Origin of the sequence: Pseudomonas sp. Sample_11, assembly GCF_004307505.1 — a bacterium.
GTDB classification, from domain to species: domain Bacteria; phylum Pseudomonadota; class Gammaproteobacteria; order Pseudomonadales; family Pseudomonadaceae; genus Aquipseudomonas; species Aquipseudomonas atacamensis.
Genome location: NZ_RCOD01000029.1, coordinates 37435 through 59200 on the forward strand (window position 1 = coordinate 37435; position 21766 = coordinate 59200).

Annotated in this window: 16 protein-coding genes and 1 tRNA gene; 13 read left to right on the plus strand and 4 right to left on the minus strand. The window is 60.7% G+C overall.

The annotated features are described in order from the left end of the window. Positions 1–3: 3 nt before the first annotated feature. The 12 genes from D8U60_RS07125 to D8U60_RS07180 all read left to right on the plus strand — a co-directional run bounded on the left by D8U60_RS07125 (position 4) and on the right by D8U60_RS07180 (position 14942). Positions 4–3750, plus strand: coding sequence for an EAL domain-containing protein (locus D8U60_RS07125; RefSeq protein WP_130899805.1), 3747 nt, complete (start codon positions 4–6; stop codon positions 3748–3750). 15 nt (positions 3751–3765) lie between these two features. Next, positions 3766–3842: transfer RNA gene (locus D8U60_RS07130), tRNA-Ile, on the plus strand. Between the two features lie 179 nt (positions 3843–4021). Then, the gene (locus D8U60_RS07135) at positions 4022–4483 is read left to right on the plus strand and encodes an Lrp/AsnC family transcriptional regulator (protein WP_016772879.1); all 462 of its coding nucleotides are present in this window, start codon (positions 4022–4024) and stop codon (positions 4481–4483) included. 214 nt (positions 4484–4697) lie between these two features. Continuing rightward, entirely contained in the window at positions 4698–6380 is a 1683-nt protein-coding gene (locus D8U60_RS07140; protein ID WP_130899806.1) for an NAD(P)/FAD-dependent oxidoreductase, read from the plus strand. 12 nt (positions 6381–6392) lie between these two features. Next, entirely contained in the window at positions 6393–7187 is a 795-nt protein-coding gene (locus D8U60_RS07145) for a carbon-nitrogen hydrolase family protein (protein WP_130899807.1), read from the plus strand. Between the two features lie 38 nt (positions 7188–7225). After that, entirely contained in the window at positions 7226–9637 is a 2412-nt protein-coding gene (gene pqqF / locus D8U60_RS07150; RefSeq protein ID WP_130899808.1) for a pyrroloquinoline quinone biosynthesis protein PqqF, read from the plus strand. Between the two features lie 156 nt (positions 9638–9793). After that, positions 9794–9868 (plus strand): pyrroloquinoline quinone precursor peptide PqqA, encoded by a 75-nt coding sequence (pqqA, locus tag D8U60_RS07155; protein ID WP_003444522.1) that lies wholly within the window; start codon positions 9794–9796, stop codon positions 9866–9868. 81 nt (positions 9869–9949) lie between these two features. Continuing rightward, positions 9950–10861 carry a pyrroloquinoline quinone biosynthesis protein PqqB gene (gene pqqB, locus D8U60_RS07160; protein ID WP_065616547.1) on the plus strand — a complete coding sequence of 304 codons (912 nt, stop codon included), beginning with the start codon at positions 9950–9952 and terminating at the stop codon, positions 10859–10861. Between the two features lie 150 nt (positions 10862–11011). Next, positions 11012–11764, plus strand: a complete 753-nt coding sequence (gene pqqC, locus D8U60_RS07165; RefSeq protein WP_024014556.1) for a pyrroloquinoline-quinone synthase PqqC — start codon at positions 11012–11014, stop codon at positions 11762–11764. Then, complete coding sequence (pqqD, locus tag D8U60_RS07170; protein WP_122699662.1) at positions 11761–12036, plus strand: pyrroloquinoline quinone biosynthesis peptide chaperone PqqD; 276 nt, start codon at positions 11761–11763, stop codon at positions 12034–12036. Before pqqC ends, pqqD begins: the two co-directional genes overlap by 4 nt. Further along, entirely contained in the window at positions 12008–13168 is a 1161-nt protein-coding gene (pqqE, locus tag D8U60_RS07175) for a pyrroloquinoline quinone biosynthesis protein PqqE (protein ID WP_130899809.1), read from the plus strand. The genes pqqD and pqqE overlap by 29 nt, the downstream gene beginning before the upstream one ends. Further along, positions 13134–14942, plus strand: a complete 1809-nt coding sequence (locus tag D8U60_RS07180; RefSeq protein WP_130899810.1) for a S9 family peptidase — start codon at positions 13134–13136, stop codon at positions 14940–14942. Before pqqE ends, D8U60_RS07180 begins: the two co-directional genes overlap by 35 nt. 129 nt (positions 14943–15071) lie before the next feature. On the opposite strand, the gene D8U60_RS07185 is transcribed toward D8U60_RS07180, so the two are convergent. After that, positions 15072–15230 (minus strand): YqaE/Pmp3 family membrane protein, encoded by a 159-nt coding sequence (locus D8U60_RS07185; RefSeq protein ID WP_003228885.1) that lies wholly within the window; start codon positions 15228–15230, stop codon positions 15072–15074. 193 nt (positions 15231–15423) lie between these two features. Continuing rightward, positions 15424–16650 carry an aminotransferase class III-fold pyridoxal phosphate-dependent enzyme gene (locus D8U60_RS07190; RefSeq protein ID WP_130899811.1) on the minus strand — a complete coding sequence of 409 codons (1227 nt, stop codon included), beginning with the start codon at positions 16648–16650 and terminating at the stop codon, positions 15424–15426. Between the two features lie 169 nt (positions 16651–16819). Here D8U60_RS07190 and D8U60_RS07195 point away from each other — a divergent pair, with 169 nt between their 5' ends. Next, positions 16820–17734 carry a LysR family transcriptional regulator gene (locus tag D8U60_RS07195; RefSeq protein ID WP_130899812.1) on the plus strand — a complete coding sequence of 305 codons (915 nt, stop codon included), beginning with the start codon at positions 16820–16822 and terminating at the stop codon, positions 17732–17734. Positions 17735–17962: 228 nt separating this feature from the next. Here the strand turns inward: D8U60_RS07195 and D8U60_RS07200 are convergent, their stop codons facing one another. Both D8U60_RS07200 and D8U60_RS07205 read right to left on the minus strand, forming a co-directional pair. After that, positions 17963–19741, minus strand: coding sequence for an acyl-CoA dehydrogenase C-terminal domain-containing protein (locus tag D8U60_RS07200; protein ID WP_016772869.1), 1779 nt, complete (start codon positions 19739–19741; stop codon positions 17963–17965). Positions 19742–19898: 157 nt separating this feature from the next. After that, the gene (locus D8U60_RS07205; protein WP_130899813.1) at positions 19899–21695 is read right to left on the minus strand and encodes an acyl-CoA dehydrogenase C-terminal domain-containing protein; all 1797 of its coding nucleotides are present in this window, start codon (positions 21693–21695) and stop codon (positions 19899–19901) included. Between the last annotated feature and the right edge of the window lie 71 nt (positions 21696–21766).

Here is a 21766-nt window from a genome sequence, read left to right on the forward strand (position 1 = left end):
GTTATGCCCAGACTGGCGCCCGTGCTTTTTCTGCTGTCATTGATGATCTGCACCGCCACGGCTGACGCGCTGACTCTCACCGATGAAGAACGCAGCTGGCTGGCGGCTCACCCTGACTTGCGCCTGGGTGTCGACGCGTCGTGGCCGCCTTTCGAATTTCGTGACGATCAGAACCGCTATCAGGGTCTGGCCGCTGACTATATCGACGTGATTCGCCAACGCCTGGCGATCAAGCTGACGCCGATCGAACCGGCAAGCTGGACGGTGGTGCTGGAGCAGGTGAAAAAAGGCAAGATCGATTTGCTGCCGGGGATCATGTCCACGCCGGAGCGCCAGAATTACCTGTCATTTACCCGGCCGTACCTCGACTTCCCGATCGTCATACTTGCCCATGTCGGCGGCGCCCAGCCGCGCAAACTCGACGACCTCTACGGTCTGAAAATCGCCGTGGTGGAAAACTACGCCCCCCACGAACTGCTGCGTACTCACCACCCCGATCTGAATCTGGTCGCCATGCCCAATGTCAGCTCGGCGCTGCAAGCTTTGGCGACCGATGAAGTGGACGCGGTGGTCGGCGATCTCGCTTCCAGCGTGTGGAGCCTGCGCCAGCTCAAGCTCGACGGCCTCTACGTCAGCGGCGAAACCCCATATCGCTATCAATTGGCGATGGCCGTGCCCCGCGACAACAAGGTGCTGGTCGGGATACTTGATAAAGTCCTCGCCGACATGACCCCGGCGGAAATAAGTAGCATCCAGGAACATTGGGTCGGCAATGTGCTCGACCACCGCACGTTCTGGTCGGACCTGCTGATGTACGGTCTGCCCGGTCTGTTGTTGCTGATGACGATCCTCGCCGTGGTGATTCGCATCAACCGCCGCCTGAGTTCGGAAATCAGCCGGCGCATCGACCTCGAACAAGAGCTGCGCAGCAGCGAATATCACTACCGCGGCCTGGTGGAGAGCTTGTCAGCCATCGCCTGGGAAGCGCGGATGAGCGACTTCACCTACAGCTATGTATCGCCCCATGCTGAAGACCTGCTCGGGTATCCACAGTCTCACTGGCTGACTCCGGGTTTCTGGCACAACATCATTCATCCGGCCGACTTGACCCGCACGCAGAACTATTGCAGGGAAGCGCTACGCCAGGGCCGCGATCACATCGTCGATTATCGCGTGATCACCGCCGACGGCCGCTGCCTGTGGGTGCGCGACATTGTCAGCCTGATCGAGCATGGCCACGAACCGGTGATGCGCGGGTTGATGATCGATATCAGCGAAATCAAACGCACCGAAGAGGCGCTGCGCCTGTCCGAGCAGAAGTTCGCATCGGTGTTCGAGCAGTGCCCGGACATTCTGGTGATTGCACGCCTGTCCGACGGCTGCCTGCTGGAGGTCAACGAGGCCTTCGAGGAGCAGATCGGCCTCAGGGCCGAGGACGTGATCGGCCAGACCGCCACCAACCTCAATATCTGGGGCATTCCCGGCGTCGGGCCGGGCCTCTTGCAGCGTTTGCAGGCCGGCAGCATCCGTAATCTGGAAATGCCCTTTCGCCGCAACAACGGCCAATTGTTCACCGGGCTGATTTCCGCCGAACCCTTCGACCTCGATACCACGCCGGCGCTGGTAGTCGTGGTGCGCGACATCAGCCAGCTCAAGGAAACCCAACAGCAACTGCAAACCTCTGAAGAGAAGTTCGCCAAGGCTTTCCATGCGTCGCCCGACGGCCTGCTGCTGTCGCGCCAGAGCGACGGCCTGCTGCTGGAGGTCAACGAAGGTTTCAGCCGCATCACCGGTTTCAACAGCGCCATGTCAGTGGATCGTTCGACGCTGGATCTGGGTATCTGGGTCAACCTCAACGAACGCAAACAGATGCTCGACCTGCTGCAACGCGACGGTTTCGTCCGCGACTTCACATGCCACATCCGTCGCAGCGACGGGCAGATTCGCCTGTGCGAAGTGTCCAGTCGACCGCTGCCGATTGGCGACGAGGATTGCATGCTGACCATCGCCCGCGACATCACCGAACGCCATCTCATGCAGGAGAAACTGCAGCAGGCCGCGACCGTTTTCGAGAGCACCGCCGAGGGCGTATTGATCACCGATACTCAACAACACATCAGCGCCGTCAATCGTGCTTTCACCGAAATCACCGGTTACAGCGAAAGTGAAGCACTGGGCCACACGCCACGCTTGCTGGCGTCAGGGCTACATGACAGCGCTTTCTACGCTGCGATGTGGCATCAATTGACCGACGAGGGACACTGGCAAGGCGAGATTTCCAACCGGCGCAAGAACGGCGAGCTGTACCCGAGCTGGCTGACCATCAGCGCGGTGCGCAATCGCGACAAGTTCATCACTCACTTCGTCGCGGTGTTCGCCGACATCTCCAGCCTCAAGCATGCCCAGGCCAAACTCGATTATCAGGCCCACCACGACCCGCTCACCGGTTTGCCCAACCGCACCTTGTTTGAGAGCCGCCTGCAAATGGCCCTGACCAGCCAGCAGGAAAATGGCGGCCAGGGCGCGGTGCTGTTTCTCGATCTCGACCGCTTCAAACACATCAACGACAGCCTCGGCCACCCGGTCGGCGACCTGTTGCTCAAGGGCATCGCCGTGCGCTTGAAAGAACAACTGCGCGATATCGACACGGTCGCACGGTTGGGTGGCGACGAGTTCATCATCCTGTTGCCGGGCTTGCAGCAAGCCAGCGACGCCGACAACATCGCGACGAAACTGCTCAACTGCTTCGGCGCGCCGTTCCAGGCCGGCGAACACGAGTTCTTTATCAGCGCCAGCATCGGCACCAGCCTCTATCCCCGCGACGGTTGCGATGTGGCCACGCTGGTGAAAAACGCCGACGCGGCGATGTACCGCTCCAAAGCCAAAGGACGCAACCGCGTTGAAAGCTACACCCGCGACCTCACTGCCCAAGCCAGCGAGCGCATAGCGCTGGAACACGAACTGCGCCGCGCCATCGAGCGCGATGAGCTGTTTCTCTATTACCAACCGAAAATCAGCCTGGTCGATCACAGTCTGGTCGGTGCAGAGGCGCTGATTCGCTGGCGTCACCCGACCTTCGGCGACGTGCCGCCCGAGCATTTCATTCCGTTGGCGGAAGAAAATGGCATGATCCTGCAGATCGGTGACTGGGTGCTGGAGACCGCTTGCCGGCAGATGTTCGAGTGGAACGAGATCTACCAACCGCTCGGTCCGCTTTCGGTCAACCTCGCCGGTGCGCAATTGCGTCAGCCCAACCTGTTGGTGCGCATCGAACAACTGCTCAAGGACAACCACCTCAGGCCGGATTTACTGCAACTGGAAATTACCGAGAATTTCATCATGAGTCAGGCCGAAGAGGCGCTGGCGGTGCTGCACCAACTCAAACACCTCGGTGTGCAACTGGCGATCGATGACTTCGGCACCGGCTACTCCTCGCTCAGTTACCTCAAACGCCTGCCGCTGGACATCCTCAAGATCGACCAGTCCTTCGTCCGCGGACTGCCTGACGACCCCCACGACGCAGCCATTGTGCGCGCCATCATCGCTCTGGGGCGTAGCATGCAATTCACCGTGATTGCCGAAGGCGTGGAAACCCAGGCGCAACAACAATTCCTCGCCGCGGAAGGTTGTGAACAGATCCAGGGCTACATCGTCAGCCTGCCGCTGCCCCCGGAGGAATTCGCCGCGACGTTTCTGCATGTAACCCTATCGGATTTTTCGGATAGCACAGCCGCGAAACCGTCGCTATAATCCGCGGCCTACTGAGGGCCTATAGCTCAGTTGGTTAGAGCAGAGGACTCATAATCCTTTGGTCCACGGTTCGAGTCCGTGTGGGCCCACCAAATTGAAAAGCCGCGCTTGATGCGCGGCTTTTTTGTGGGCGAGTGGTTGGGTTTCGTCTCGGCGGGCGCAACGTTCTGGAACTGCGCAGGAAAATCCGTTTGAGAGAACGCAGAAAGCCCCAACGCGATTGTCCCTGTACCATCCTTAACCTGATTGTCCCATGCCACCGGAGTCCCCCTTGCCAGACACCCGCCAACCCATCCTCGACGAAATCGACCGCCAGCTAATCGCCGCGCTGCAAATCAACGCCCGTGAAAGCGTGGCTATGCTCGCCCGTCAGCTAGGCATTGCTCGCACGACGGTGACGTCGCGTCTGGCCCGGCTGGAAAAGGCCAAGGTAATCACCGGTTATGGTGTGCGCTTGGGTCAGCGTGTGGTCGATGGTGGCTTGCAGGCCTACGTCGGGATCAAGGTGCAGCCGCGTTCCGGCAAGGACGTGCTGCGGCGCTTGAGTGCGATGGCGCAGGTGCAGCAGTTGTGCGCGGTGAGTGGCGAGTTTGATTATGTGGCGTGGTTGCGCACCGATTCGCCGGAGCAGCTCGATCAGTTGCTGGATCAGATTGGCAGCGTCGATGGGGTGGAGAAAACCACGACTTCGATCATTCTGAGTAGCAAGATTGATCGCGGGCAGCCGGTCTGAGCATTGGCCGGGCATTCTGGCTGAGCCGCTTCGCAAGCAGGCTCGCTCCCATTTTTTGGTCGGTATGCAGCCAACAATCGTCAGTCTGCACAACAATCAGGCAAAACGACGACACATTGCGTCTTATTAACGCGCTCCACGCTCCCTAGAATGGCTGGCATCTTTTCCTATACTCAGACGCGAATCCTGCGTCGGGTCGCCAATAAGGTCAGCCATGAACAAGAACAATCGCCATCCTGCAGACGGAAAAAAACCAGTCACCATTTTCGGTCCGGACTTTCCGTTCGCGTTTGACGACTGGATCGAGCATCCCGCCGGCCTGGGCAGCATTCCCGAGCAGCACCATGGCGCTGAGGTGGCGATTGTCGGCGCGGGTATTGCCGGTCTGGTGGCTGCGTATGAACTGATGAAACTCGGTTTGAAGCCGGTGGTGTACGAGGCGTCGAAACTCGGTGGTCGTCTGCGCTCGCAGGCCTTCAACGGCACCGATGCCATCGTCGCCGAGCTCGGTGGCATGCGCTTTCCGGTGTCCTCCACAGCGTTCTACCACTACGTCGACAAGCTCGGCCTCGAAACCAAGCCTTTTCCCAACCCGTTGACCGGCGCTTCTGGCAGCACCGTGATCGATCTGGAAGGCGAAACCTATTACGCCGAAAGCCTGAAGGATCTTCCTGCATTGTTTCAGGAAGTGGCTGACGCCTGGGCGGATGCGCTGGAAGCCGGTTCGCAGTTCTCCGATATTCAGCAAGCCATCCGTGATCGCGATGTGCCGCGCCTGAAAGAGTTGTGGAACAAATTGGTGCCGCTGTGGGACGACCGGACCTTTTACGACTTCGTCGCCACCTCGAAGGCCTTCGCCAAATTGTCGTTCCAGCACCGCGAAGTGTTCGGCCAGGTCGGTTTCGGCACCGGCGGCTGGGATTCAGACTTTCCCAATTCGATGCTGGAAATCTTCCGCGTGGTAATGACCAATTGCGACGATCACCAGCACCTGGTGGTCGGTGGCGTCGAGCAGGTGCCACAGGGCATTTGGCGCCATGTGCCGGAGCGCTGCGTGCACTGGCCGGCCGGCACCAGCCTGAAATCCCTGCACCGTGGCGCGCCGCGTTCCGGTGTGAAGAAGATTGCCCACGCACCGCAAGGCCGTTTCGCCGTTACCGACAACAACGGTGACACCCGCGAATATGCCGCTGTGCTGACCACCTGCCAGAGCTGGCTGCTGACCACTCAGATCGAATGCGACGAAACCCTGTTCTCGCAGAAGATGTGGATGGCCCTCGACCGCACGCGCTACATGCAGTCGTCGAAAACCTTCGTGATGGTCGACCGGCCGTTCTGGAAGGACAAGGATCCGGAAACCGGCCGCGATGTGATGAGCATGACCCTCACCGATCGCCTGACCCGTGGCACCTATCTGTTCGACAACGGCGACGACAAGCCGGGGGTGATCTGCCTGTCTTACTCGTGGATGAGCGACGCGTTGAAAATGCTCCCGCATCCGGTGGAAAAACGCGTTGAGCTGGCCTTGAACGCGCTGAAAAAGATCTACCCGAAAGTCGACATCGCCGCGCGGATCATCGGCGATCCGATCACCGTGTCGTGGGAAGCCGATCCGTACTTCCTCGGTGCCTTCAAGGGCGCCCTGCCCGGCCATTACCGCTACAACCAGCGCATGTATGCGCACTTCATCCAGGACGACATGCCGGCCGAGCAGCGCGGGATTTTCATCGCGGGCGACGATGTGTCATGGACGCCCGCGTGGGTTGAAGGCGCGGTGCAGACCTCGCTCAACGCGGTGTGGGGCATCATGAAACATTTCGGCGGCTCGACACATAAAGAGAACCCGGGCCCGGGTGATGTGTTCAAAGACATCGGCCCTATCGCCCTGCCCGAGTAAGAGGATTCCCCGATGCGCGTAGCCGTTTACCAATGTCCACCGCTGCCACTGGACCCCGCCGCCAACCTGCAGCGCCTGCATCAGGTAGCGATGGAGGCCAAGGGCGCCGACCTGCTGGTGCTGCCGGAGATGTTCATGACCGGCTACAACATCGGCGCCGAAGCGGTGAGCACGCTGGCCGAGGTCTACAACGGTGAATGGGCGCAGCAGATCGCCCGGATTGCCAAGGCTGCGGGTCTGGCGATCGTTTACGGTTATCCGGAGCGCACCGCCGACGGGCAGATCTACAACGCCGTGCAACTGATCGACGCCCACGGCGAGCGCCTGTGCAACTATCGAAAGTCGCATCTGTTTGGCGATCTCGACCGGTCGATGTTCAGCCCCGGTGACTCCGACTTGCCGGTGGTTGAATTGAACGGCTGGAAGCTCGGCTTCCTGATCTGCTACGACCTGGAGTTTCCGGAAAACGCGCGGCGCCTGGCCTTGACCGGCGCCGAGCTGATCGTGGTGCCGACGGCGAACATGATTCCGTTCGACTTCGTCGCCGATGTCACCGTGCGTGCCCGCGCCTTCGAAAACCAGTGCTACGTGGCTTACGCCAATTACTGCGGACATGAAGGCGATATCCAGTATTGCGGGCAAAGCAGCATTGCCGCACCGGACGGTAGCCGTATCGCCCTGGCAGGTTTGGACGAGGCGTTGATCGTCGGTGAACTGGACCGCCATTTGATGAACGATTCACGCCAGGCCAATCGCTATCTCAGCGATCGCCGCCCGGAGCTTTACGGCGCGCTCAACCGCCGCTAATCCGCTAGCATGGGCACTTCACTGTTCTGGAAGTGCCCATGCCCGCGCCGACTCATCCCCGCCCCCACTCTGAAACCCTGGCCAACGGCCTGCACGTGACCCTGCGCCACGTGCCCGGTCTCAAGCGCAGCGCTGCCGCGTTGCGCGTGGCGGCCGGCAGTCATGACGTGCCGCTGGCATGGCCGGGGCTGGCGCATTTTCTCGAGCACTTGCTGTTTCTCGGCACCGAGCGTTTTCCCACAGACGAAGGGCTGATGGCCTACGTGCAACGTCACGGCGGGCAGGTGAATGCCAGCACCCGCGAGCGCACCACGGACTTTTTCTTCGAGTTGCCTGTGTCGTCCTTCAGCGCGGGGCTCGAGCGTCTGTCAGACATGCTCGCCCGGCCACGTATGAATCTGGACGATCAACTGCGTGAACGAGAAGTGCTGCAGGCGGAATTCGTCGCCTGGTCGCAGGATCCGACAGCGCAACAGCAGTTTGCCTTGTATGAAGGTTTACCAGCGGAGCATCCGTTGCGCGGTTTTCATGCGGGCAATCGGGACAGCTTGCAGGTCGAATCGCCTGGGTTTCAGTCGGCGCTGCAAGACTTCCATCAGCGCTTTTATCGAACCGGGCAAATGAGCCTGAGTCTGGTCGGGCCACAAAGTATCGATGAGCTTCGGGAGCTGGCGCAGCAATTCGCAGCGGTGTTGCCGGTTGGGGATAAAGTTGCTCAGGCCGCACCGCCACCGTTGGCAGTGAAAAGTTATCAACAGGTCGGCGCTCACACGAACCTGTTATTTGCTTTCGACGGGTTGCCCGAGTCATCCGCCGAGGCGATGGCTTTTCTCTGTTATTGGTTGAATAGCGCAAAACCTGGTGAATTGCTCGCATACCTGCATCAACAGAATCTGGCTGACAGCCTGAAAGCCACGCCGCTTTACCAGTTCGCCGGCCAAGCGCTGCTGCATCTTCAATTCCATGCCGATGGCGACCGCCTGGATACCATTCGCGAACGCCTGCTGGATTGGCTGAGCTTCTTCGCCCGTCAGGACTGGAAGCCGTTGCGCGAGGAATACGCCGCCCTGCTTCAGCGCCAGCAGCAAGTCAGCGGCGCTTTGCAACTGGCACGGCTCGATCTCGAGCAGCAAGCATTCGGCCTGTCCGAATCCGGCGCTACCGCACTTGAGCACATCCTTCGCGAGATCGGCGTTGTGGATAACTTCAGCGATCATTGGCATCTGCCCGCCGCCAATCCTTTCTTGCGCGCCAGTGAACCGCTGGCCAACGCCGGGCTGATTCGCGGCCAGACCAGCGCCCACCGTGGCCTGCGCACGTTCGCCCAGGATCGCTCGCGCAGCCGTCGCGAACGTTCGCCGATGCATTTCAGTCAGGCGCTGCCGGACAACAGCGATGAAGGCGCGATCTATCTGCGCTGGCAGGTCGAGGCGGCGGCCAGCGCAGATCTGCGCGCAAGATTGCAGCGCAGTCTGCGCCAGACCCGACAGGATGCGTCCGAAGCCGGAGTGGACTTGTCTTTCAGCGCCACAGGTAACCAATGCCTGCTGAAAATGAGCGGATTACAGGAACCGATGCCCAGCGTCCTCGAGCATGCGCTGAAATGTCTGACGATGATCGACGCCGATTCGCCGCGCGACGAGGTGCAGATACCGTCGATGCCGATCCGCCAACTACTCGAAGCGTTGCCAGAGAAATCCCTGCCCACAATTGGAACCAGCGAGGACGCCAATCAGCTGTGGACAACTTCGCGCTGGGACGGCCTCGCTCTCGGGTTTGACCAACAAACCCAATCAGCCTTGGGCCTGGCGCTGAGCCGCATTCCCGGCACACCGGACAATCAGCTAGCGGTGACACCGATCACCCAAGCCCAGTACCACTGGAGCCAGATCAACACGGCCTCCAGCGAACACGCCTTGCTGCTGGTCTGCCCGACTGCCAGCCGCGACATCGCTGATGAAGCTGCATGGCGCCTTCTGGCTCAGCTGTGCCAGACGCCTTTTTACCAGCGCCTGCGTGTCGAATTGCAATTGGGGTACGCCGTGTTCAGCGCGCTGCGTCAATTGCACGGCAGGACCGCGATTGTCTTTGGCGTGCAATCGCCGACGACTTCGGCCGCCGAGTTGCTCGAATACATTCAAGAGTTCCTGAAAAACATCCCCGCGTTGATCGAAACGCTTGATGACGCAAGCCTCAAGCAACAGCGCCAAGTTCTTGCAGATCAGTTCGACGACGCCACGCTGTCCACCAAGGATGCCGCCGAGCTGCTGTGGCAGGGCAAACTCGCTGGCCATTCGTCGGATTACCGTGAGCAGTTGGTCGCGGCGATTCAGCAGCTGAATCGCCAGGCTTTGCTCGATGCTGCGCAGCGTCTGATCAATGCCGAGGGCGGCTGGCATTGCCTGGCCAATGAATCGATGCCGGACGCGCCGTGGCCAGCGACAAACTGATCATTACCGAGGCGGCAAGGAGCTTTCTCAAAGATTCACGGGTCACGGCGTTGAAATTTTGAGTAACATAGCCGCCTAACTAATTGGAACATCACCGCGCTGCCGTGGACTATAACTATGGATAGCGCTATCCCAACCCTCAGAAGGAGACATCTCATGGCCTGGACCAAACCTGCTTACACCGACCTGCGTATCGGCTTCGAAGTCACCATGTACTTCGCCAGCCGCTGAGTTCTGCTTACGCAGAATCGCAGTGCAACGCCTCGGCTCGCCGAGGCGTTTTATTTTCCGCGTTGAAATGATGGAGCGTTCATGTTCGTCCAGATTCTGGGTTCGGCCGCCGGTGGCGGTTTTCCGCAGTGGAACTGCAACTGCGTCAACTGCGCAGGCTTTCGCGACGGCAGCCTGAACGCCAAGGCCCGTACCCAATCGTCCATCGCCATTTCCGATGACGGCGTTAACTGGGTGCTGTGCAATGCCTCGCCGGACATCCGCGCGCAACTGCAAAGCTTCGCCCCGATGCAACCGGGCCGCGCCCTGCGCGACACCGGCATCAGCGCGATCATCCTGATGGACAGCCAGATCGACCACACCACCGGCCTGCTCAGCCTGCGCGAAGGCTGCCCGCATCAGGTCTGGTGCACGGACATGGTTCACGAAGACCTGAGCACCGGTTTTCCCCTGTTCAAGATGCTCACCCACTGGAACGGCGGGCTGGACTGGAACCGTATCGAGCTCGACCAGAGCTTCACCGTAGCGGCCTGCCCTAACCTGCGTTTCACACCGTTGCCGTTGCGCAGCGCCGCGCCGCCGTATTCGCCGCACCGTTTCGATCCGCATCCGGGCGACAACATCGGTTTGATCGTTGAAGACCTCAACACCGGCGGCAAGCTGTTCTACGCGCCGGGGCTGGGCAAGGTCGATGCGCCGCTGCTGGAAATCATGGCGGGCAGCGATTGCCTGCTGGTCGACGGCACGCTGTGGGATGACGATGAAATGCAGCGCCGTGGCGTCGGCACCCGCACCGGTCGCGAGATGGGCCACCTGGCGCAGAACGGCCCCGGCGGCATGCTCGAAGTGCTGGAGCAGTTGCCCGAGCAGCGCAAGGTACTTATCCACATCAACAACACCAACCCGATCCTCGACGAGGATTCCCCGGAGCGTGCCGAGCTGGCGCGGCGTAATGTTGAAGTGGCGTTTGATGGCATGAGTATCGTGCTTTAAGCAATCGAGACCGCTGCGCGGTCTATCGCGAGCAGGCTCGCTCCCACATTGGATCTGTGGCGTACACAAAACCTGTGGGAGCTGGCTTGCCAGCGATGACGTCCTGACAGACACCACAGAATTCCAACGGTTGTTCCCCGGAGAACCGCAATGACCGACACCCCGCTGTCCCCGACCGAATTCGAAGCGGCCCTGCGCGCCAAAGGCGCCTACTACCACATCTACCACCCGTACCACGTGGCGATGTACGAAGGCCGCGCGACCCGCGAGCAGATTCAGGGCTGGGTCGCCAACCGCTTCTACTATCAGGTGAACATTCCCCTGAAAGACGCAGCGATCCTTGCCAATTGCCCGGATCGGGAAATCCGCCGCGAGTGGATTCAGCGCCTGCTCGACCACGACGGCGCACCCGGTGAAGATGGCGGCATCGAGGCCTGGCTGCGTCTGGGCCAGGCTGTTGGCCTCGACCCGGACCAATTGCGTTCTCAGGAGCTGGTGCTGCCCGGCGTGCGTTTCGCCGTCGATGCCTACGTCAACTTCGCCCGTCGCGCCAGTTGGCAGGAAGCCGCCAGCAGTTCGCTGACCGAATTGTTCGCGCCGCAGATCCACCAGTCGCGCCTCGACAGCTGGCCGCAGCATTACCCGTGGATCGACCCGGCCGGTTACGAATACTTCCGCACCCGTCTCGGTCAGGCGCGGCGTGACGTCGAGCATGGGCTGGCGATCACCCTTGAGCATTACAAGACCCGCGAAGGCCAGGAGCGCATGCTGGAAATTCTCCAGTTCAAACTGGACATTCTTTGGAGCATGCTCGATGCCATGAGCATGGCCTACGAACTGAACCGTCCGCCGTATCACAGCGTGACCGAACAACGGGTCTGGCATAAAGGAATCATCTTATGAGTTTCGACCGCAGCAAAGTGCCGAGCTGGCGCCCGGGCTATCGCTTCCAATACGAGCCGGCGCAAAAGGGCCATGTCTTGCTGTACCCGGAAGGCATGATCAAGCTCAACGAAACCGCCGCGCTGATTGGCGGCCTGATTGATGGCGAACGCGATGTCGCGGCAATCATTGCCGAACTCGACACGCAGTTCCCCGGCGTGCCCGAGCTCGGTGACGACGTCGAGCAATTCATGGAGGTTGCCCGTGAGCAACACTGGCTCACCCTTGGCTGATCTGCCGGCCAAACCGCAAGTCGGCCTGCCGCTGTGGCTGCTCGCCGAGCTGACCTACCGCTGCCCGCTGCAATGCCCGTACTGCTCCAATCCGCTGGATTTCGCCGAGCAGGGCAAAGAGCTGACCACCGAGCAATGGATCAAGGTGTTCCGCGAAGCGCGGGAGATGGGCGCGGCGCAACTGGGCTTTTCCGGCGGCGAACCGCTGGTGCGTCAGGACTTGGCCGAACTGATCCGTGAAGCACGGCAGTTGGGTTTCTACACCAACCTGATCACCTCCGGCATTGGCCTGACCGAGCAGAAAATCAGCGACTTCAAAAAGGCCGGGCTTGATCACATCCAGATCAGTTTTCAGGCCAGCGACGAGCAAGTGAACAACCTGCTCGCGGGCTCGAAAAAGGCCTTTGCGCAAAAGCTGGAAATGGCTCGCGCAGTGAAGGCCCACGGCTATCCGATGGTGCTGAACTTCGTCACCCATCGGCACAACATCGACAAGATCGACCGCATTATCGAACTGTGCATTGCGCTGGAGGCTGACTTCGTCGAACTCGCCACTTGCCAGTTCTACGGCTGGGCGCAGCTCAACCGTGTCGGTCTGTTGCCGACCAAGGAACAACTGGTGCGCGCCGAACGCATCACCAACGAATACCGCGCCAGACTGGAAGCAGAAGGGCATCCGTGCAAGCTGATATTCGTCACCCCGGACTATTACGAAGAACGCCCGAAAGCCTGCATGAACGGCTGGGGCAGCATCTTCCTGACCGTCACCCCGGACGGCACCGCCCTGCCCTGCCATGGTGCCCGCCAGATGCCTGTGCAGTTTCCCAACGTGCGCGAGCACAGCATGCAGCACATCTGGTACGACTCGTTCGGCTTCAACCGTTTTCGCGGTTACGACTGGATGCCCGAGCCGTGCCGCTCTTGCGACGAGAAAGAAAAAGACTTCGGCGGCTGCCGCTGCCAGGCGTTCATGCTCACCGGCGACGCCAGTAATGCCGACCCGGTGTGCAGCAAGTCCGAACATCACGGCGTGATCCTCAAGGCCCGCGAAGAAGCCGAGAGCGCCACTCAAACCATCGAACAACTGGCCTTTCGCAATGAACGAAACTCACGCCTCATCGCCAAGGGCTGAGCCTTTCACCGCCGCCCAAGCCGTCGCTGCCGGGACCGACTTCGCCGAACTGCAGCTCGGCGCCCATGGTGTGTTCTGGAACGAATACCGCCCCGAGGACGCCGCGTGCCGAATCTGGCATTGGCGCGATGGCGCAGCGAAACGTCTGACGCCGGACGGCTTCAGCGTGCGTAGCCGCGTGTACGAGTATGGCGGTGGTGCGTTTTGTCTGACGCCTGACGGGGTGGTTTTCGTCAATGAAGCGGATCAGCAGATGTATCGGCAAGCGCTGGATGGCGAGCCGGTCGCGCTGACGACGACTGACTGCCGCTACGGCGATCTGCAATTCGCCGCTGGCCGGGTGTTGGCGGTCGAAGAGCAGCAGGATCGACATCGCCTGGTGGCGATCGATCTGGCGAGCGGTACGCGCAAGGTGCTGGCCGAAGGTGCTGATTTCTACGCGTCGCCAACGCTGAGCCCGGACGGCCAGCGGTTGGCATGGATCGAGTGGAGCCGACCGCATCAGCCGTGGACCTCGACGCGGTTGATGGTCGCGGAAGATGATTTTTCTGCGCCTCGTTGTATTGCCGGCGAGCAGATTGAGGAGTCGATCCAGCAGCCGCGTTTCGACGCCGACGGCCGGCTCTACTGCCTGACAGATCGTGGCGGCTACTGGCAGCCGTGGGTCGAAACGACCGATGGCTTGCACGCGCTACCGAGTGCCGAGGCCGATTACGCGCCTGCGCCCTGGCAACTGGGCGGCTGCACTTGGCTGCCTGTCGGTGATCAATTTTTAGCCAGCTGGAGCGAGGATGGTTTCGGGCGCCTGGCCTTGGGAAATGAAGATTTCAGCGGTGACTACAGCCGCTTCCGCCACTTGGCGATGGATCAAAAATTCATCTATTGCATCGCTGCATCGCCGACCAGCCCGTCGGCAGTGATCGCCATTGATCGTGTCACTCATGCCGTGAAAATCCTCGCTGGCGGCGTGGCTCCATTGCCTGCCGAACGCATCAGCCGTCCGCAGACCTTGCGTTATCCGAGCGGCTCCGGCGAGGCGCATGGTTTCTTCTACCCGGCCATGAGCGGTGAAGCGAAACCGCCGCTGGTGGTGTTTATCCACGGCGGCCCGACCTCGGCGTGCTATCCGATACTCGACCCGCGCATCCAATACTGGACGCAGCGCGGTTTCGCCGTCGCCGACCTAAACTATCGCGGCAGCAGTGGCTATGGCCGTGAATATCGGCAAGCGCTGCATCTGCGCTGGGGTGAGGTGGATGTCGAGGATGCCTGCGCGGTGGTCAGCTATCTCGCCGATCAAGGCTTGATCGATGGCGAACGCGCGTTCATTCGCGGTGGCAGTGCAGGTGGTTACACCACATTGTGCGCACTGGCGTTCAGGCAGGTGTTCCGCGCAGGCGCCAGCCTCTATGGCGTCAGCGATCCAGTGGCTTTGGCACGGGCCACGCACAAGTTCGAGGGCGATTATCTGGACTGGCTGATCGGCGATCCCGAGGGAGATGCCGAACGCTATGCCGCCCGCACTCCATTGCTGCACGCCGATAACATTCGCGTGCCGGTGATTTTCTTTCAGGGTGAACTGGACGCGGTGGTCGTGCCGCAACAGACCCGCGACATGGTCGCGGCGCTGGAGCACAACGGCATCCCGGTCCAAGCGCATTACTACCCTGACGAACGCCACGGCTTTCGTCGCGCGGCCAACCAGGCGCATGCACTGGAGCGGGAGTGGACGTTTTATCGGCGGGTGATGGGGCTGACTGAGCCCTCACGTTGAGACTGCGTCGCTCCAATCGCGGGCAAGCCCGCTCCCACAGGTTATTTGGTGTACACAAAAATTGTGATCACTCATAACACTGTGGGAGCGGGCTTGCCCGCGATAGCTATTGATCAGACGCCGCTGGACTCAACGCTTGGCGATGATATACACCGCATGCACGATCCCCGGAATGTAGCCGCACAACGTCAGCAGAATGTTCAGCCAGAACGCCCCGCCAAACCCGACCTGCAGAAACACGCCCAGTGGCGGCAACAGAATAGCGATGATGATACGAATGAAATCCATGGGGCAGCTCCTCAATGGGGGTTGGCTCACTTGAGCCATACAAGCTAATCGACCTGCGCCGTTAGTCAGGGTTCATTACGCTTGCTATTTGATCGCCAGCATCACAAAAAAAACGCCCCACGCCAAAAGAATCAGGCGTGGGGCGTGCGTTATACCGCGAGACGGTTCGGGTAATCGGTTGGGGCTGCTCAGCTCAGACGGCAATGCCCTTGCGACATTGCACTTGGGCGGTGCGCACTCGCGAGAAGGCGCGGCCCAGGCGCAGGAGCATTTCGTCGATGTTGGCTTTGCTGACAGTGAGGGCGGGGGTGAAGCGCAGGCAGTCAGGCTGCGCGGCGTTCAATATCAGGCCTTCGTGCAGTGCGGCATGGACGACGGCGTCGGCGCACTCGTCGGACAGCGTCAGCCCATGGAACAGGCCTTGGCCGCGCAATTCGCCGTGGCCGTAGCGGTACGCCAGTCGTGACAGACCTTCGCGCAGGTGCTGGCCGTTGTCGTTGACCTGCTGGAGGAAGCTGCGGTCATGGATGCTGTCGAGCACTACCAGACCGGCCGCCGTGATCAAGGCGTTGCCGTGATGGGGGCCGCTCAGCTCGCCGGTGGCAAAGCAGCAGGCCTTGCCTCGCGCCAGCAAGGCCGCCAGCGGCAAGCCGCCGCCGAGGCCTTTGCCGAGCACGACGATATCGGCGCGAATACCGTAGGACTGTTCGGCGAGCAAGCTGCCGCAGCGGCCGATGCCAGTCTGCACTTCGTCGAGAATCAGCAGAATGCCCAGTTCACGGCACAGTCGTTCGACCCCTTTGAGGTAGTGCTCGGTCGCCGGGATGACCCCGGCATCGCTCTGGATCGGCTCCAGCATGATTGCCAAGGTCTGCGCATCAACCGCCGCATGCAGCGCCGGCAGGTCGTTGAATGGCACTCGATCGACCGTCGCCAGACTGCGGCCATGGCAACCCTGCTGCGCCACGATGATCCGCGAAGCGCCACCGCGATGCAGCTGCCCCCATTTGCGCGCCAGTTTGATTGCCGCCTCACAAGCCTCGGCGCCACTGTTGAGCAGGTAGGCCTGATCGCTGGACGTGCTGGCGCACAGACGCTCGGCGAGGCTGAGCATGCCGCGATTTTGCAGATTGCAGCCGGGATTGATCAGCGCCTGGGCCTGATTGGCGATGGCTTTGACCAGCGCCGTAGGGCTGTGGCCAAGGCTGTTGGCGCCGCCGGCCTGGGAAAAGTCGAGGTAGGCGCGATCGTTGCTGTCCCACAGCCAGGAACCCTGGCCGCGAACGAACACTTGATGCGGCCGCTCGCCACTGGGCATCAGGCGTTGGGCATTGAGGTGATCGGTCATAGTGGATGGCCCCGCCTCGAAGGTGAGGTCATCCAGACTCGGCGTCTGGCGCCGTAAACTGAACAGATTCATGCGGAAAAACCTCGCTTGAGGTTTTTTGAACTGCCTATGTAAGCACTAACGTAGCAAATGGAATTCGTCACGCTTTCTGGCCCTGCAAGCCTTGTGAATGCGGTTAGACTAGGCGCGCAAACGGCTTCAGGCCATTTCGATTTTTCAGCCATTTCGATAAGCGCTACTTATGGATTTCAAACAACTGCGTTATTTCGTCGCGGTCTACGAAGAAGGCCACGTCGGCCGTGCGGCTGAGCGCTTGTCGATCTCGCAACCGGCGCTGTCGCAACAGATCCGTCAGTTGGAGCAGAATCTCGAAGTCACCCTGTTCGAACGCAGCAGTAAACGCCTGCTGCCGACCCTCGCTGCGCACACGCTGTACAACCACGCGTTGCCGCTGCTCGATGGCTTGCAGCGGGCGCGCGACGCGTTGGGCAATTTCAAGGGTCAGGCATTGCGCACCCTGGCGATCGGTGTGCTGCAAACGGTGCACACCAGCCTCGTGCCGCAAATGCTCGAGCGTGTGCGCAAGGCGCAGCCGCATCTGGTGGTACAAATCTATGAACTGACCGGGCTGGAAATCGAACGGCGTCTGCTCAATGGTTCGCTGGACATCGGCATCAGCTATCTGCCGCCGCGCCAACCCGGTCTGCACGGCGTGTTGCTGTACGAAGATGAACTGACGCTGGTGATCCCGGCAGACCATCCCTTGCGCGAGTTCAAGAAGGTCTCGATGCGCCAGGCTGCTGAGCTGCCAATGCTGCTGCTCGGTGAGGAGTTTCAGATCCGGCAGATCTGGCAGGCACAACTGACCAGCCTCGGTCGACGCCCGCAGGTGCAGGCCGAGCTGAACAATATGCTGGGGATTCTCGACAGCCTGCCGCACACCCGGCTGGCGACGGTGCTGCCGGGACGTTCGCAAAAGGAATACGACGATGCCGATCTGCTGTGGAAACCGCTAAGCGAGCCACGGGTACCGTTGCAAGTTGGCCTGGTGTGCCGAGATGTGCAACGCCAGCAGGCCTCGTTGGCATTGCTGCGGACATTGCTTGAAGAGGTGATCGATCGCGAAATGAAGCCGGCTCTCGATCCGCTCGCCTGAAACTTTTCTTCAGGCAAAAGAAAACCCCGCCGAAGCGGGGCTTTGCAGACTGTTTCCCTGACATCCATTTCACTCCGCCACCCTGGCAGAATCCTACGTGTCCGTGTTGTTTACTTTGCGCTTCCTGCGCGACGTCCATGAAATGTAGATTAGCCGTGGATCCAATATACGGATATGGGAGAACAGCAGCACGTCACGTAAGCAAATGCTTACATGACGTCTACAGGATCAAAACTGTGCCGCATCCAGCAGGAACAGCGATTCGCTACCGGCCTTGACCGACGCGCTCAACGAGTGGATACGCGGCAGCAAACGGGCGAAATAGAAGCGTGCGGTGCCCAGCTTGCTCGCATAGAAATCATCTTGCGCTTCCTTGCCCAGCGAGGCTTTGGCCATCAACGCCCACATGTAGGCGTAAGCGGTGTATCCGAACGCTTGCAAATATTCGACCGAGGCCGCGCCGATTTCGTTCGGATTGTTTTTCGCCCGGTCCAGCAGCCACGCGGTCAGCTCGTCGAGGGTGTCGACGGCATCGTTCAACGGCTTGGTGAACTCGCCCAGATCGGCACTGGCGGTTGCGGTGAAATGGCGGATCTCGTCAGCGAACAACTGGTAGAACGCGCCGCCGCTGCCAACGATCTTGCGCCCGACCAGGTCCAGCGCCTGGATACCGTTGGTGCCTTCGTAGATCTGGGTGATGCGCACGTCACGCACCAGTTGCTCCTGGCCCCACTCGCGGATGTAGCCGTGGCCGCCGAAAATCTGCTGGCCGTGGACAGTGGTTTCCAGACCCAGGTCGGTCAGAAAGGCTTTCGCTACCGGCGTCAGCAACGCCACCAGATCTTCCGCGCGCTTGCGGGTGGTCGCGTCTTCACTGAACTTGGCGGTGTCCAGTTGCATCGCCACATACGTGGAGAACGCACGGCCGCCTTCGTTCGAGGCTTTCATGGTCAGCAGCATGCGTCGCACGTCCGGGTGGACGATGATCGGGTCGGCGACTTTGTCCTTGTTCTGCGCGCCGGTCGGCGAACGGCTCTGCAGACGATCGCGCGCATATTCAACAGCGTTCTGATAAGAGCGCTCGCCCGTGGCCAGGCCTTGAATACCAACACCCAGGCGCTCGTAGTTCATCATGGTGAACATCGCCGCCAGGCCTTTGTTCGGCTCGCCGACCAGATAACCCACGGCTTCGTCGAAGTTCATCACGCAGGTCGCCGAGGCCTGAATGCCCATCTTGTGCTCGATCGAGCCACAGTTGGCCGGGTTACGCGCACCGAGGCTGCCGTCGGCATTGACCATGAACTTCGGCACCAGGAACAGCGAAATACCTTTTGGACCGGCCGGGGCGTCAGGCAGCTTGGCCAGTACCAGGTGAATGATGTTTTCGGTGAGGTCGTGCTCGCCGCCGGTGATGAAGATCTTGGTGCCGCTGACCTTGTAGGAACCGTCGGCCTGAGGTTCGGCTTTGGTGCGAATGATCCCCAGATCGGTGCCGGCGTGCGGCTCGGTCAGGCACATGGAGCCGGCCCAGATGCCGGCGTACATGTTCGGCAGGTACGCAGCTTTCAGTTCTTCGCTGGCATGCGCATTGATCGACAGGCAGGCGCCGGCGGTCAGCATCGGATACAGACCGAACGCGAGGCTGGCGGAGTTGACCATTTCTTCGACCTGCGCCGACACGGCTTTGGGCATGCCCATGCCGCCGTAGGCCGGATCACCGCCGACGCCGACCCAGCCGCCTTCGGCATAAGTCTGATAAGCCTGTGGGAAACCGGCCGGGGTGGTGACGGCACCGTCCGCCCAATGGCAACCTTCCTCGTCAGCGGCACGGCTCAGTGGCGCGATGCTTTTGCTGGTGACCTTGCCGGCCTCTTCGAGAATCGCTTCAACGGTTTCGGCATCGACGGTCTCGGCCAGCGCCGGCAGCTCGGCCCAGAGTTTGGCGACTTCGAACACTTCATTGAGGACGAAGCGCATATCGCGCAGCGGCGCTTTGTAGTCAGCCATGGCAAACCTCGCAAGATCTAAACAGGTGGTTCGTGGAATGATGTTTTCGTTGATCCGGAGTGTACCTCAACAACTTTTGCGACACATAGGGTCAACCGGTGACTGATTTGTTATTTTTAGTCACCGGAAAAAGATCGCCGCGATCTTTCGATCTGCCCTACAAAGCAAACGCCTGCGCCGGCAAATTCATTAAACAATCACTGCCCGCCTCGATCGCTGCCTGATGCGCAGCCGTACGCGGCAACAAACGCTTGAAGTAGAACTCGCACGTCGCCAGTTTGCCCTTGAGGAAATCAGCTTCACCCTCGCCCGCCTCCAGCTGTGCCTGCGCAACCGACGCCATGCGCAGCCACAGGTAGCCCAGGATGATGTAGCCGCTGTACATCAGGTAATCCACCGATGCGGCGCCGACTTCGTCCGGGTTCTTCATGGCGGCCATGCCGACCTTCATGGTCAGGTCGCCCCACTGTTGATTGAGCCCGTTGAGTTGCGCGACGAAGCCGCCCAATTGCGCGTGGTCGGCGTTCGCTGCGCAGAACTTGTGGACGATTTTGGTAAAGCCGCGCAGCAGCTTGCCCTGACTGCCCAGCACCTTGCGCCCAAGCAGGTCGAGCGCTTGAATGCCATTGGTGCCTTCGTAGATCGGCGCAATCCGGCAATCGCGCACCAGTTGCTCCATGCCCCACTCACGAATGAAGCCGTGGCCGCCGAATACCTGCATGCCGTGATTGGTCACTTCCAGCCCGGTGTCGGTCATGAACGCCTTGCAGATCGGCGTGAGGAACGCCAACAGGTCTTCGGCTTCCTGACGCGCCTCGGCGTCGCTGCTCAGGTGCGCGACATCGAGCATCTGCGCGGTGAAATAGGTCAGCGCGCGGTTGCCTTCGTTGAAGGCTTTCATGGTCAGCAACATGCGCCGCACATCGGGGTGGACGATGATCGGATCGGCAGGTTTTTCCGGGGCCTTGGCGCCGGTCAGGGCGCGCATCTGCAGGCGGTCGTTGGCGTACTTGATCGCACCCTGAAAACTCGCCTCGCCCAGACACAGCCCCTGCATGCCAGTACCAAGCCGCGCGTGGTTCATCATGGTGAACATGCAGTTGAGGCCCTTGTTCGGCTCGCCGATCAAGTAACCCGTGGCGGCATCGAAATTCAGCACGCACGTAGCAGAAGCCTTGATGCCCATCTTGTGCTCGATCGAGCCACAGGAAACGCCGTTGCGCTCACCCGCTTCGCCTGCTGCATCGGGCAGAAACTTGGGCACGATAAACAGGGAAATGCCCTTGGTTCCGGCCGGTGCGTCCGGCAGCTTGGCCAGGACCAGATGGATGATGTTGTCGCTCAGGTCATGCTCGCCAGCGGAGATGAAAATCTTGCTGCCGGTGATCGCGTAGCTGCCGTCGGCCCGTGGCACCGCGCGGGTCTTGATGATGCCCAGATCGGTGCCGCAGTGGGCTTCGGTCAGGCACATGGTGCCGGTCCACTGGCCGGCGGTGAGTTTGCTCAGGTAGGTGTCTTTCTGTTCGGCGGTGCCGTGAGCGTGAATCGCCGACATCGCGCCATGGGTCAGGCCCGGGTACATGCCCCAGGACGTGTTACTGGAACCGACCATTTCGCTGATCACCAGCCCCAGCGAGCTAGGCAACCCTTGGCCACCGTAAGCGGGATCAGCCGCCAAACCGTGCCAGCCGCCCTCGACATATTGTGCGAAGGCCTGCTTGAAGCCTGTAGGCGTTGTCACCACGCCGTTGTCGAAATGGCAGCCCTCTTCATCGCCGCTGCGATTGAGCGGGGCCAGCACGTTCTCGCAGAACTTCGCGCCTTCTTCGAGGATCGCGCTGATCATGTCCGGGCTGGCGTCATGCGCGCCGAGACTGGCGTAGCTGGAGTGGAAGTCGAAGACGTGATCGATCAGAAAGCGCATGTCGCGCAGGGGAGCTTTGTACTCGGGCATGGTGGCTTCTCCGTCAGCAGATTCCTCCAACCTACTGCTGGCCACCACGCGCGACAATCACTGTGCAGGCG